Origin of the sequence: Kitasatospora sp. NPDC086009 (assembly GCF_044540385.1) — a bacterium.
Lineage (GTDB): Bacteria > Actinomycetota > Actinomycetes > Streptomycetales > Streptomycetaceae > Kitasatospora.
The window spans coordinates 178,307-191,520 of sequence record NZ_JBITSA010000002.1 but is presented as its reverse complement, the minus strand read 5'-3'; the positions used below and the strand labels follow the sequence as shown (position 1 = coordinate 191,520).

General features: G+C 73.6%; 10 protein-coding genes. 2 read left to right on the top strand and 8 right to left on the bottom strand.

Going from position 1 to position 13,214, the window contains the following annotated elements:
• Positions 1 to 97: 97 nt before the first annotated feature.
• From dnaG to ACIF6L_RS06490, 4 genes are all read right to left on the bottom strand, one after another.
• Complete coding sequence (gene dnaG / locus ACIF6L_RS06505) at positions 98 to 2,005, bottom strand: DNA primase (protein ID WP_352289783.1); 1,908 nt, start codon at positions 2,003 to 2,005, stop codon at positions 98 to 100.
• A 53-nt stretch (positions 2,006 to 2,058) separates the two neighbouring features.
• Positions 2,059 to 3,369, bottom strand: coding sequence for a deoxyguanosinetriphosphate triphosphohydrolase (locus tag ACIF6L_RS06500; RefSeq protein ID WP_329487526.1), 1,311 nt, complete (start codon positions 3,367 to 3,369; stop codon positions 2,059 to 2,061).
• A 136-nt stretch (positions 3,370 to 3,505) separates the two neighbouring features.
• Positions 3,506 to 4,486, bottom strand: coding sequence for an SGNH/GDSL hydrolase family protein (locus ACIF6L_RS06495; RefSeq protein WP_396487015.1), 981 nt, complete (start codon positions 4,484 to 4,486; stop codon positions 3,506 to 3,508).
• A 143-nt stretch (positions 4,487 to 4,629) separates the two neighbouring features.
• On the bottom strand, positions 4,630 to 5,574 hold the full coding sequence (locus ACIF6L_RS06490; protein ID WP_352289789.1) for a PAC2 family protein: 945 nt from the start codon (positions 5,572 to 5,574) through the stop codon (positions 4,630 to 4,632).
• A 690-nt stretch (positions 5,575 to 6,264) separates the two neighbouring features.
• Here ACIF6L_RS06490 and ACIF6L_RS06485 point away from each other — a divergent pair.
• The gene (locus tag ACIF6L_RS06485) at positions 6,265 to 6,993 is read left to right on the top strand and encodes a GNAT family N-acetyltransferase (protein ID WP_396487016.1); all 729 of its coding nucleotides are present in this window, start codon (positions 6,265 to 6,267) and stop codon (positions 6,991 to 6,993) included.
• A 183-nt stretch (positions 6,994 to 7,176) separates the two neighbouring features.
• Entirely contained in the window at positions 7,177 to 8,172 is a 996-nt protein-coding gene (locus tag ACIF6L_RS06480) for a hypothetical protein (protein WP_396487017.1), read from the top strand.
• Positions 8,173 to 8,260: 88 nt separating this feature from the next.
• On the opposite strand, the gene ACIF6L_RS06475 is transcribed toward ACIF6L_RS06480, so the two are convergent.
• The 4 genes from ACIF6L_RS06475 to ppdK form a co-directional block, all read right to left on the bottom strand.
• Positions 8,261 to 8,578, bottom strand: coding sequence for a transcriptional regulator (locus tag ACIF6L_RS06475; protein ID WP_329487535.1), 318 nt, complete (start codon positions 8,576 to 8,578; stop codon positions 8,261 to 8,263).
• A complete protein-coding gene (locus ACIF6L_RS06470) occupies positions 8,578 to 9,063 on the bottom strand; it encodes a hypothetical protein (RefSeq protein ID WP_396487018.1) in 486 nt (161 codons plus the stop codon). The genes ACIF6L_RS06475 and ACIF6L_RS06470 overlap by 1 nt, the downstream gene beginning before the upstream one ends.
• Before the next feature lie 107 nt (positions 9,064 to 9,170).
• Positions 9,171 to 9,680, bottom strand: coding sequence for a ribonuclease domain-containing protein (locus ACIF6L_RS06465; protein WP_396487019.1), 510 nt, complete (start codon positions 9,678 to 9,680; stop codon positions 9,171 to 9,173).
• 389 nt (positions 9,681 to 10,069) lie between these two features.
• Positions 10,070 to 12,778: a pyruvate, phosphate dikinase gene (gene ppdK / locus ACIF6L_RS06460; protein ID WP_359802950.1), complete on the bottom strand. Its 2,709-nt coding sequence runs from the start codon at positions 12,776 to 12,778 to the stop codon at positions 10,070 to 10,072.
• Positions 12,779 to 13,214 lie beyond the last annotated feature (436 nt).

The following is a 13,214-nucleotide window of genomic DNA, read 5'->3' as shown; positions in this document are numbered from 1 at the left end:
CGCTTCGTGGCCGAGACTCGTGCGCGGACTTTCTCCGGCGGGCCGCGAGGGCCGCTCCTCCGGGAGGCACCCGCGCCGGCGCCGACCGGACCCGGCGTCAGAGCGCGGCGGCGCCCCGGCTGCGCAGGCTCTGCCCGTACTGCTGGAGCTGCCACAGCTCGGTCTGCACCGCGTGCAGTTCCTCGGCGGAGGCCCGGGTGCCGAGCCGCTGGAGGTGCCCGCGGACCTCCTCGACGCGGCGGTCGACCGCCAGCAGCCGCAGCTTGACCAGGAACTCCCCGGCGTAGATCGCGTCCACCTTGCGGCGCGAGCGCACCGGTTCGACGATCAGCTCGGTGACCAGCGAACGGACCCGGTCGTCCGGGGCCGCCTCGCGGACCGTGCTGGTGAAGTCGGCCAGGGTGGCCCCGTACGCGGCGCCGCCGGCCTGGCCGATGGCGCGGCGCACGGCGGTGTACGGCGGCGTGGGGAACTCGTCCTCGCCGTAGTGGTCGAAGGCCGGGCTGACCAGGTCCGGGTGCTGCAGGGCCAGCTTGAGCAGCTCGCGCTCGACGAACTGGGCCGGGTCCCGCGGGTTGAGCCGGAAGGCCGGCGGGGCGGAGCGGACCGGCTGGGCCTGCTCGGGGCGGCGCTGCTGGCCGTTGGCGCGCGGGTTCTGCTGGCGCTCGCGCTCCCAGCGGGCCAGCTGGGAGATCCGGCGGACCACGAACTGCTCGTCCAGGATGCCGAGCATGCCGGCCAGCCGGACGGCGTACTCGTGCTGGATCGAGCGGTCCTTGATCTTGGCGACGATCGGCGCGGCCTCCTCCAGGGCCGCCGAGCGGCCCTCCGGGTTCTCCACCCGGTGCCGGGCGACGGCCGAGCGCAGCGCGAACTCGAACAGCGGGACGGGGTTGTCGATCAGCTCCCGGACCGCCTCGTCGCCCTTGGCCAGGCGCAGGTCGCACGGGTCCATGCCGCCGGGGCTGACCGCGATGGAGGTCTTGGCGGCGAACTTCTGGTCGTCCTCGAAGGCCCGCAGGGCGGCCTTCTGGCCGGCCGCGTCGCCGTCGAAGGTGAAGACCGTCTCGCCGCGGTACTGGGAGGTGTCCATCAGCAGCCGGCGGATGATCTTGATGTGGTCCTCGGCGAAGGCGGTGCCGCAGGTGGCCACCGCCGTGGTGACCCCGGCCAGGTGGCAGGCCATCACGTCGGTGTAGCCCTCGACCACCACCGCCCGGCCCGACTTGGCGATCTCCTTCTTCGCCAGGTCGATGCCGTACAGCACGTGGGACTTCTTGTAGATCGGCGTCTCGGGCGTGTTGAGGTACTTCGGGCCGTTGTCGTCCTCGCGCAGCCGGCGGGCGCCGAAGCCGACCGTCTCACCGGCGATGTCGCGGATCGGCCAGACCAGCCGGCCCCGGAAGCGGTCGATCAGGCCGCCGCGCTGGCCCTGCGAGGCCAGGCCGCCGAGCAGGATCTCCTTGTCGCTGAAGCCCTTGCCGCGCAGGTAGCGGACCAGGTTCTCCCAGCCGGCCGGGGCGTAGCCGACGCCGAAGGTCGCCGCCGCCGCCTCGTCGAAACCGCGCTCGGCGAGGAAGCGCCGCCCGATCTCGGCCTCCGGCGAGCCGAGCTGCTCCCGGAACCAGGCGGCGGCCACCTTGTGCGCCTCGACCAGCCGGGTGCGCTCGCCCTGCTGGTGGCGGGGGCTGTAGCCACCCTCCTCGTAGCGGAGCGTGATGTTGGCCTGGGCTGCCATCCGCTCGACGGCCTCGGCGAAGGTGAAGTGCTCGATCTTCATCAGGAAGGCGATGGTGTCGCCGTTCTCCTGGCAGCCGAAGCAGTGGAAGACGCCCTTGGCGGGGTTCACGTAGAAGGAGGCGGACTTCTCGTCGTGGAACGGGCAGACGCCCTTGTACTCGCCACCGCCACCGTTGGTGAGCTGTACGTAGTCGCCGACCACCACGTCGATCGGCAGTGCGCTCCGCACCGCCTGTACGTCTTCGTCCCTGATCCGCCCGGCCACCCCGGAAGTCTACTGGGGCGGCGCGGGTTACCGACCGCGCCGGGGCGGCCTCCTCACGACCGGGGCGGCCCCACCAGTCTGGCGTGCAGCGCCAGGGCGGAGGCGTCGGTGAGGGTGGCGATCTGGTCGATCACCGCACGGAGGGCCCCGCGGTCGTCCTCCGCCTCGCGGTAGAGGGTGGCGAAGACCGGGTCCAGGCCCTCGGGCGCCCGCTCGGCGAGGACGTGGGCCAGCTCGGCGATCACGATCCGCTGGCGGGCCCGGAGCTGGGCCTGCTCGTCGCGCTGCATCACGAAGCGCACCGCGACGGCCTTGAGCACCGCGCACTCCAGCCGGACGTCCCGCGGCACCACCAGCTCGGCCGCGTACCGGCTGAGCCGGCCGGGGCCGTAGCGGGCCCGGGTCGCCTGCTCGGCGGCCAGGCAGAAGCGGCCGATCAGCTGGCTGGTGAGGTCCTTCAGGCCGGCCCGGGCGCGGGCCGAGCCGTCGTAGGCGCTGGGCCACCACTCCTGACCGAGCAGCCGGTCCAGCGCGGCGGCCAGCTCCTCGGGCTCGGCGTCCGGCGCGTAGCGCTCGGCCACCTTGAACAGCTCGGCGCGCTCGCTCGGGGCGCGCAGCACGGCCGGCTCGATGTGGCCGGCCTGGAGGCCGTCCTCCACGTCGTGGGTGGAGTAGGCGACGTCGTCGGACCAGTCCATCACGGTGGCCTCGAAGCACTTGCGCCCGGGCGGGGTGCCGGCCCGCAGCCAGCGGAACACCGGCAGGTCGTCGGCGTAGACGCCGTACTTGGACGAGGCCGGGTCGACCGGGTGCGCGCCGTACGTCCAGGGGTACTTGGTGGCGGCGTCCAGTGCGGCCCGGGTCAGGTTGAGGCCGACGCTGCGGCCGGGCCAGGGGGCGAGCCGGGCGGGCTGCTCGTCCTGCGGGGCGAAGCGCTTGGGCTCCAGGCGGGTCAGGATGCGCAGCGACTGCGCGTTGCCCTCGAAGCCGCCGCAGGCCTCGGCGGCCTGGTCGAGGGCCTCCTCGCCGGTGTGGCCGAACGGCGGGTGGCCGATGTCGTGGGCCAGGCAGGCCGTCTCGACGAGGTCCGGGTCGCAGCCGAGGGCGGCGCCCAACTCCCGCCCGACCTGGGCGCATTCGAGCGAGTGGGTGAGCCTGGTCCGGGGGAAGTCACTGCGCATCGGGGCAACGACCTGGGTGGTGCCGGCGAGTCGGCGCAGGGCCGCGGAGTGCAGCACGCGGGCGCGGTCGCGCTGGAAGGCCGTCCGGCCCGGGCGCTTGTCCGGCTCGGGCACCCAGCGGGCCTCGGCGGCGTGGTCGTACGGGAACGGGGCGTCGGGGAGGCGGTGTGCAGTGTCGTCCATATGCCAATCACCGTACGCCGCCGCTCCGACAGCCGGGATGTGCCGCGCGCGAAGGGGTGCGGGCCGGGACGTGAACCCTGGCCGTCCGTCCGGGGCCGGTCCGGCCGGGTGCCGGACCGCCCCGGCCGGCGGGGGCTCAGCCCCGGACGGCCTTCAACACGGCTGCCGCCACGCCCTCCTGGCCCCTGGCGTTGGGGTGGATCGCCGCCAGCCCGGGGGCCGGGAACGGCGGCTCCACCCAGCGGGCCGCCTCGCCGGCGCACATGTCGTGACCGGCCGAGGGCGCGGCCGCGTCCACGAAGACGGCGCCCGCCGTCTCCGCGCGCCGCTTGAGCATCGCGTTCAACTGCTGCTCCTTCTCGGCGATGAAGCCGAGGTCGGCCGCGGCCAGGGCCCGGCCGAGCACCGGTACGCAGCTCGCCGGGTCGGCCGGCAGCAGCACCGGGTAGCCGACCACGTAGACGCGGGCCTGCGGGGAGCGGCGCTTGACCTCCTGCAGCACCTGGCCCAGCCGTTCGCCGGCGATGTCCACCTTGCGCTGCACCTGGTCGGCGGCGCCGCCGGCGGAGGCGTAGTGGTCCTTGCACGGCGCCGGCGCCCGCCCCGAGCCGATCAGGCTCTTCACCACGTCCGCCAGGTTCTCCTTGGCGCACTCGCCGACGACCTCCATGAACCCGGCGTCGTTGCCGCCGATCCCGACCGTGACCAGGCGGGTGGCCGGGGAGAGCGCGTCCAGCTGCGGCGGGTTGACCCCGCCGCCGTCGGTCTCCTGGGAGCCGGTGAGGTCCCCGGTTCGGGCACCGCTGCAGCTGACGTCCTTGAACCGGTCGTCCGCCAGGCCGAGGGCCTTCGCCACCAGGGACGGGTAGTTGACGGCCGAGCGGGCGCAGCCCCTCGGTTCGCCCACCTGCGGGGCGATCTTCAGCCCGGAGGTGTAGGAGTCCCCGAGGGCGACGTAGGGGCCGGTGGGGAGCGGGGTCGGGGTGGGGGTGGCCCGCACCGGCTCGGGGCCGCCCGGTGACCGGGCGGCGGTACCCGCGGCACCGCCGCCGCTGCAGGCGGCCAGCAGCAGCGCGGCCAGCCCGGTGGCCAGAACCGCGGTCGGGCGTGTGGACACGGACATGGAATCCCCCCGGGGGCCGGAGCCGGCGACGCATCTCTTCACGGCGGCCCGTCCCCCGGGCACCTCACCGCCAACGAACGACGGCGCCCGAACTCTCCCGCCCGGGGCGGAGAGTCCGGCGGACGCCGGCGCGCGGACTACTCGGGGCCGCGCTCGTGCTCGGCCAGGAACTGCTCGAAGCGCCGGCCCAGCTCGTCCGCCGACGGCAGGTCGACCGGCTCGGCCAGCAGGCTCTCCCGGCCCTCCGCCCCCGCGACGGCGTCGTACTGGCCCTCCATGCCGCGGATCGCGGAGCGCAACTCGCCGTCCCCGTGGGCCAGCTGCTCCTCGATGTCGGCGTACACCTCGCCCACCCGCTCGCGCAGCCGGGTGCCCGGCAGCACCAGGCCGGTGGCGGACTGCACGGCCTCCAGGATCAGCACCGCGGCCGCCGGGTAGGCCGAGCGCGCCACGTAGTGCGGCACGTGCACGGCGAAGCCCAGGACGTCGTGCCCGGCCTCGGCCAGCCGGTACTCCAGCAGTGCCTGCGCGCTGCCCGGCACCTGGGCCTGCTCGAACCACTGCGGGTAGCCGGCGGCGAGGTCCAGCCGGGTGCCGTGCGGGGTCAGGCCGACCGGGCGGGTGTGCGGCACGCCCATCGGGATGCCGTGGAAGTCCAGCGTCAGCCGGACCTCGAAGCGCTCGACGAGCCGGCGCACGGCGGCGCCGAAGCGCTCCCACTCGACGTCCGGCTCGGGCCCGGTGAGCAGCAGGAACGGCGAGCCGGCCGCGTCGTGGACCAGCTGGAGGAGGATCTCCGGCGGCTCGTAGGAGGCCCAGTGCTCGCGGTCGAACAGCATCGCGGGGCGGCGGGCCCGGTAGTCCACCAGGCGGTCGTGGTCGAAGCGGGCCACCACCTGCGGCTCGCCCTCCTCCAGCAGGTGGGCGACCACCTGGCCGCCGGCCTCGCCGGCGTCCATGAAGCCCTCGAAGTGGTGGAGCAGCACCAGGCCCGCGCCGGTGTCGGCCAGCGCGGCCTTCGCCGCGGCCACGGCGGCCACGCCCTGCTGATCCAGCTCGTACAGCTCCTGGGGATCACGCACCGCGCACCCACACCCCGTTCTCTACTCGTCGACCGGTACCGGCTTGTCGTCGTCTCCAGCGTGCCGGACGCCGCCGGAATTCCCGCCGGCCGCGGCCGTCGCGCGGCCGCTTCCCCGGGGAACGCCCGGCGACCCGCCGGGGTGCCCCGGCGGCGCGCCGCGATGCCCTCCGGACCATGATCGCACCCGGCGGCAAACCCGCTGGTCACGGGTGCCCGAAGCCCCTCCTGGGCGTGCGTCCGGAAGGCCCGCGCGCCCATTCGTGTGCTGCGAGGTGACGCACCGCCTTCTGGCGGGTATCGTCCTCTCGCTGCCTCGCATCGCCGCGTCGTCGTCACGTCGTCCGTAACGCCGTCGATCACGTCCCGGCCCGGTGCTCGGCCAGTCACCCACGACGCATCTTGCCTTCATCTGGCCGCCTGCTCCCCTTCGCGCTCACGTTTCCTCTTCGGCCATCTCGCGGACGCACACTGTCCCCTCGCTCATCCCGCCGGACCGGTCCGTCGACCCGTGTCCGTTCCGGCACCGCGCTGCCCGCCTCCGGGCCGCCGCCCCCACCCCGTCCGACCGGTCCTCCGGCGTGCGCGGTCCCGGGCGGGCGGATTCCGGGGCCGGGGCGAACGTCCACGCAGCCCGAGCCGCACCCAGGCGCGGGACGCGCCCTCCGACCGATGAAGGACCGATGGTTCCGTGCCCGTACCTGTCATCCTCACCGGCCGCACCGTGCGGCTGGAGCCCCTTGCCGCGCACCATGCCGAGGCCATCGCCGAGGCCGGCGCCGAGGACCGTACGACCTACGCCTTCACTCCCGTCCCGCACGGCCTGGAGGCGGCCCGCGACTACATCACGCGCGCCCTCGCCGACCGGGCCGCGGGCCGGGCGCTGCCGTTCGCGACGGTGAACCTCGCGGACGGCCGGGTGGTCGGCTCCACCCGGTTCCTCGAACTCGACTACTGGCAGGGCCCGGTCGTCTGGCCGCCGGTGCCCGGCGTGCCGTTCGGCGATCCGGCCACGGCCGTCCCGGACGCCGCCGAGATCGGCAACACCTGGCTCTCCCCGCGTGCCCAGGGCACCGGCGTCAACGCCGAGGCGAAGCTGCTGATGCTGCGGTACGCCTTCGAGGAGTGGCGGGTGCAGCGGATCTCGATGCGCGCGGACGCCCGCAACCTGCGCTCCCGGGCCGCGATCGAGCGCCTGGGCGCGACGTCCGAGGGCGTCCGCCGGGCACACTCGCGCGGGCTGGACGGGGTGGTGCGCTCCACCGCGTTCTACTCGATCCTCGACTCCGAGTGGCCCGCCGTGCGGGACATCATCGAGCTGCGGATCGCCGCCGCCACCTCGCCGAGCGCCCCGGAACGCGCGATCAACCAGGAGTGCCTTAGACACGGCGGCGGTGCTGGGCAGCTGATCACGGCCTGACCGACGGCCCGCCGGTCGCGGCGTGCCCCAGCAGCCGGGCCAGCAGCCCGGGGCCGGCGTGGAGGGAAGTCATCGCGGCCAAGCCCACCCGGCCGACCGGCGTCGCGTCAACCCGATTGGCGGCCCGCTCCCCCGACGGGCGATGTTTCGCATACCCCCGACCCGGGCGGGAAGCATTTCGGCATGACCCGCACGGACCTCCTCGACCCCCTGCTGCTGCTCGGCGCCGACCAGCAGCACATCGTCACCCGGGCACAGCTGCGCCGGCTCGGGGTGCCGTCCGGCACCATCGCGCACCGGCTGCGGCCCGGCGGGCCCTGGCAGCAGGTGCTGCCCCGGGTGATCTGCCTGCAGAGCGGGCGGCTGACCCCGCATCAGCGGTTGCGCGCGGCGCTCGCGTACGCGGCGCCGAAGGGGCGGTCGGCGCGGCCCGGCGAGGTGCTGCTGACCGGGGAGGCGGTCCTGGCCTCGGCCGGGCTGCCGTCCGCCGGGCACCCGGCGGACCTCGGGGACGTCGACGTGCTGATCGCGGGCCCGCGCCGGGTCTCGGACCGGGACTTCGTCCGGATCCACCGGGCCGCCGGGCCGCTGCCGGGCGGGTTCGAGCGGGACGACGGGCTCTGGAGCACGACGGTCGCCCGGGCCCTGGCCGACCTCGTACCGCGGGAGGGCGGTCGGCGCCGGTTCCGGGCGCTCTGCGCGGAGGCGGTCCAGCGGCGGCACTGCGATCTCGGCGAGCTGCTGGACCAGTTGCTCACCCGGCCGGGGGCGCTCGCACTGCCGCAGGTCGCCCAGGTGGTGGAGGACCTCACCGCCGGAGTGCGCTCGGTCGTCGAGGGCGAGGCCCGTGAGCTGGTCCGCGGGGCCGGCCTGCCGGAGCCGCTCTGGAACCCGGTGCTGTTCCTGGACGGGCGCTTCCTCGCCGTCCCCGACGCCTACTGGCCGCAGGCCTGCGTGGCACTGGAGATCGACTCCCGGGCCTGGCACCTGCGCCCGGCCGACCACGAGCGCGGGCTGGCGCGGGCCAACCGCCTCACCGCCGCCGGACTCCCGGTCGTCCGCGCCACGCCGGTGCAGCTGCGGCGGGAGCCGGAGCCCGTGCTGCGGGAGCTGCGGACCCTGCTCGCCACCGGCCCGCACGGGCCGCACGCGCGGATCGGCTGGCGGCGGGCCCGGTAGGGCGGCGGGCCTGCGGGGGCGACGGTGTGCGGGCGTAGCGACTTGCGGGCGTACCGGTGGGCGGGCGCGGTCCGGTCGGCGCGTGGGCTCAGGCCGGGTCCTGGGCGGCGCCGGCGGACTCGGCCGCGGCCACCAGCCGCTGGAGTTCGGCGAGGTGGGCGGCCAGCGCCTTGCGGCCGGCCTTGGTGGCGCCGAGCCAGGTCCGCGGACGCTTGCCGACGTACCCCTTCTTCACCACCACGTATCCGGCCTCCTCCAGGGCGGCCGCCGCCTTGCTGAGCGTCGAGTCGGAGACCTCGCAGTGGTCCCGGACGGTGGCGAACTCGGCCTCGGTGCAGGCGCTCAGGAAGGCCAGCACGATCAGCCGGGTCGGGTGCTGGAGCAGTGGGTCGAGCGCGGCCGGCATCAGCGGGCCGCCGGCATCCGGCGGATCGACGCGGTGAGCCGGTCCGTGGCCACCCAGAAGGCCGCGCCCGCCGCCAAGCCCGCCGCCGCGCCCATCCAGCGCGCACCACCGCCCGCCAGCCAGGCGAGCAGCAGGGCGGCCAGGCCCACCAGGATCACCGCGAGGACGGCCAGGACCACCGGCCGACCGATGCCGGGCGCCATGCGGTGCACGATGCCGCCCTGGTTCACGGCGACCCGGGCCAGCGCACCCGTCAGGGCGGCGAAGAGCGCCCCGAACAGCCCGCCCAGCCAGCCCATCCCGGCTCCGATCGCCTGTCCGACGCCGGTGCCGTAGACGGTGAACGCCACCGCGAAGGCCGGTCCGTACCAGCCGGGAAGGCGGCCCGGTGCCTGGGCGGCGGCCCTGGCCCGGTCGGCCAGGCGCAACGCCTCGGCGGCAGGCAGCTCGGCGGCGGACGGGTCGGCGGGTTCGGCGGCGTTCATGGATCCCCCTGGAGTGCCCGGGGCCCCCGTGGGCGCCCCGGCGTTGCTGGTACTTCCACTATGGCATCTACTTTCCGATGTGGAAAGTACTTTCCAGGGCCGATGACTCAGCAGCGGGCATCGATCTCCAGGAAGGAGCCGTAGTGGTCGGCCGTCCAGTACTGCTCCCCGGTACCGCCGGTGACGACGCGTCGGGCGCCGCGGTCGCCGGAGCCCGGGGTCACGACGGTGTACTCGTGGTAGTAGCCGGAGGCCTTGCGCGGGAGGCGGTTCTCCCGGTTCTCGAAGACGATGCCGTCCGAGCGGTACGGGTAGGGGCCGCCCTTGGCGATCAGGCCGAGGGTGTCGACGGCCTGGGCGGGCAGCTTGGTGCGGCAGACGTCGGCCAGCGCGGGGTCGGTGGGCACCCAGCCGCCGGCCGGGGCCGGGGTGGTGCCGGCGGGCGGGGAGGACTTCGGAGCGGAGGGCTTCGGGCCGGTGGCGCTCGCTCCGGTGGAGGCGGCGACGGTGGCTTTCGGGCTGTCCGCCCCGTCGTTCGAGAGCTGGCACCCGGCGAGCGCGGCGAGCGCGCAGAGGAGGACGGCCACCAGGGCGAACAGGCGGTTCTTGCTGGTCATGCGCTCCAGCTTGGCAGCCGGCCGGGCCGTGGCCGGCCAGCCACACGCGTGGCCGCGGCCACACCCGCGGCCGCCCGTCGGGTGCGACGGGCGGGCGGCGCGGGTGGGCAGAGGGACGGTATATGGCGGACCGGACGGGCAGACCCGGGTGGCCGGGCGGCCAGACCTTCGGGCAGAGTCCCCGCCGTTCCCCGCCGTTCCCCGCGGGTCTTCCGCACAGACAGACGAGCGGGGCGGGAACGGACGCCATTGTCCGTTCCCGCCCCGCTCGCGTTACGTACGCCGGTTCTCCTGCGCCGAGCTCCGGTGTACGCCCTCCCCGGTGGGAGGGGGTGCGGTCAGCGACCGCGTCGGCGGTGCCCCGGCCGATGCCTGGCCGGGGCTCCGCGTCAGCGCGAGTCGCTGCCCGCCGTCTCGATGGCGGCGCGGCCTGCCTCCAGGCGCGCCACCGGGATCCGGAAGGGGGAGCAGGAGACGTAGTCCAGCCCCACCTCGTGGAAGAAGTGCACCGACTCCGGGTCGCCGCCGTGCTCGCCGCAGACGCCCAGCTTGAGGTCGGGGCGGGTGGCCCGGCCGGCCTCGACGGCGTGCTTGACCAGCGCGCCGACACCGTCGCGGTCGATGGTCTCGAACGGGGAGACCCCGAAGATGCCCTTCTCCAGGTAGGCCGTGAAGAACGAGGCCTCCACGTCGTCCCGGGAGAAGCCCCAGACCGTCTGGGTGAGGTCGTTGGTGCCGAAGGAGAAGAACTCGGCGGCCTCGGCGATCTGGCCGGCCGTCAGGGCGGCCCGGGGCAGCTCGATCATGGTGCCGAGCTTGATGTCCAGCTGGACGCCGGTGGACTGGGCGACCTCGGCCAGCACGCGATCGCACTCGTCGCGAACCAGCTCCAGCTCCTGGACGGTGCCGACCAGCGGGATCATCACCTCGGGGCGGGGGTCCCCGCCGGCCAGCTTGCGCTCGGCGGCGGCCTCGGCGATGGCGCGCACCTGCATGCCGAACAGGCCGGGGATGACCAGGCCGAGGCGGACGCCGCGCAGGCCGAGCATCGGGTTCTGCTCGTGCAGCTTGTGCACCGCCTGGAGCAGTCGCAGGTCGTTCTCGTTCGGGTCCTTGCGGGCCTCGGCGAGGGCGACGCGCACCGAGAGCTCGGTGATGTCCGGCAGGAACTCGTGCAGCGGCGGGTCGAGCAGGCGAACGGTGACGGGCAGCCCGTCCATCGCCTGGAAGAGCTCCAGGAAGTCGCCCTTCTGCAGCGGCAGCAGGGTGGAGAGCGCGGTCTCGCGGTCCTTGTCGTTGTCCGCCAGGATCAGGTGCTCGACCTCCTTGCGGCGCTCCTCGCCGAGGAACATGTGCTCGGTGCGGCAGAGGCCGATGCCCTGGGCGCCGTAGCGACGGGCGCGGCCGCCGTCCTCGGAGTTGTCGGCGTTGGCCCGCACGGCCAGCCGGCGGCGGCCGTCGGCGTGCGACATCAGCCGGTGGACGGCCTGGACGAGACCGCCCTGGACGTCGGCGCCGGCGTGCAGGGTGCCCTCGAAGTACTCGACCACCGGGGACGGCAGGACGGGTACCTCGCCCAGGTAGACCTTGCCGCTCGCACCGTCGATGGAGACGATGTCGCCCTCTTCCAGCACCAGGCCGTCGGAGGTGGTCATCCGGCGGCGCTTGGTGTCGACCTCCAGCTCCTCGGCACCGCAGACACAGGTCTTGCCCATGCCGCGGGCGACGACGGCGGCGTGCGAGGTCTTGCCGCCGCGCGAGGTGAGGATGCCCTCGGCGGCGATCATGCCGTCCAGGTCGTCCGGGTTGGTCTCGCGGCGGACCAGGATGACCTTCTCGCCGGACCGGGACCACTTGACGGCGGTGTAGGAGTCGAAGACCACCTTGCCGATCGCGGCGCCGGGCGAGGCGGCCAGGCCCCAGGCGATCTGCTTGGACTCGGCGTTCGGCGCGAAGCGCGGGAACATCAGCTGGGAGAGCTGACCGCCGGTGACCCGCATCAGGGCCTCGTCCAGGTCGATCAGGCCCTGGTCGACCAGCTGGACGGCGATCCGGAAGGCGGCGGCGGCGGTGCGCTTGCCGACCCGGGTCTGGAGCATCCAGAGCTTGCCGCGCTCGATGGTGAACTCGATGTCGCAGAGGTCGCGGTAGTGGTTCTCGAGCTTCTGCATGATCGTCATCAGCTCGTCGTACGACTTCTTGTCGAGCTGTTCGAGATCGGCGAGCGGCAGGGTGTTGCGGATGCCGGCGACGACGTCCTCGCCCTGGGCGTTGGAGAGGTAGTCGCCGTAGACGCCGACGGCACCCGTGGAGGGGTCGCGGGTGAAGGCGACACCGGTGCCGGAGTCCTCGCCGAGGTTGCCGAACACCATGGAACAGACGTTGACGGCGGTGCCCAGGTCGTTCGGGATGCGCTCCTGGCGGCGGTAGAGCCGCGCGCGGTCGCCGTTCCAGGAGTGGAAGACGGCGTGGATGGCGAGGTCCATCTGCTCGCGCGGGTCCTGCGGGAAGGCCCGGCCGGTCTCGCGCTGGACGATGCCCTTGAACACCTCGACCAGTTCCTGGAGGTCGGAAGCGTCCAGGTCCAGGTCGTTGACAGTGCCCTTGGCGTGCTTGGCCTCGTCCAGGGCCTCCTCGAACAGCTCGCCGTCGACGCCCAGCACGGTCTTGCCGAACATCTGGACCAGGCGGCGGTAGGAGTCCCAAGCGAAACGCTCGTTGCCGGACTGCGCGACCAGACCGACCACCGAGGTGTCGGAGAGGCCGATGTTCAGGACGGTGTCCATCATGCCGGGCATGGAGAACTTGGCCCCGGACCGGACCGAGACCAGCAGCGGATCGTCGGCCTGGCCGAGCTGCTTGCCCATCTCCTGCTCAAGGGCGTCCAGGTGGGCGCTGATCTCCTTGTGGAGGGAGGCGGGCTCGCTGCCGGTCTCCAGGAAGACCTTGCAGGCCTCGGTGGTGATGGTGAACCCCGGAGGGACGGGGAGGCCCAGGTTGGTCATCTCGGCCAGGTTCGCGCCCTTGCCGCCGAGAAGATCCTTGAGGTCCTTGTTTCCTTCGGTGAAGGAGTAAACAAACTTCTGCTGGGACGGCACGGGTCGGTCTCCTCGCACACGGTTGCCCTGACGCCGGAGAACATACCCATTTCGAAGGCACTTCTGCGCCGCCAATAGGCCGTATGAGGCCGGTACCCAGTGGTAACCCAACAGATCGAATGCACGTAAAGGCGTTCACCTCTGTTGGTGAAATCGTCCGGATGACGCGAGCATTCCTTCAAGTCTTGAACTCAGGGAAACAGGAAGATCACACGAGAGGGACGCAGGGTAGCGGTCGACGGTCCAGCGTGTTGCCCCGGCTTGATTTCCTGCACCCCGAGCACCCGATCCCGCGCCACCCCCTTCGGGAAGCGATTCCCTGCCGACCTGTCCATTTCGTCACCTGAAGGGCCGTCAGTCGCCACCGTATGTGGCAAGCGTCACGGACGCATCTCGCCCGTCGGGCGTAGGTCTCCTCCGCCGATCGTCGCACTGC

Bases quoted from the DNA above. Each gene is read 5' to 3' on its own strand.
- ACIF6L_RS06465 (WP_396487019.1), bottom strand. From the start codon at position 9,680: ATGACCAGCAAGAACCGCCTGTTCGCCCTGGTGGCCGTCCTCCTCTGC.
- ACIF6L_RS06480 (WP_396487017.1), top strand. From the start codon at position 7,177: ATGACCCGCACGGACCTCCTCGACCCCCTGCTGCTGCTCGGCGCCGAC.
- ACIF6L_RS06470 (WP_396487018.1), bottom strand. From the start codon at position 9,063: ATGAACGCCGCCGAACCCGCCGACCCGTCCGCCGCCGAGCTGCCTGCC.
- ACIF6L_RS06500 (WP_329487526.1), bottom strand. From the start codon at position 3,369: ATGGACGACACTGCACACCGCCTCCCCGACGCCCCGTTCCCGTACGAC.
- ACIF6L_RS06475 (WP_329487535.1), bottom strand. From the start codon at position 8,578: ATGCCGGCCGCGCTCGACCCACTGCTCCAGCACCCGACCCGGCTGATC.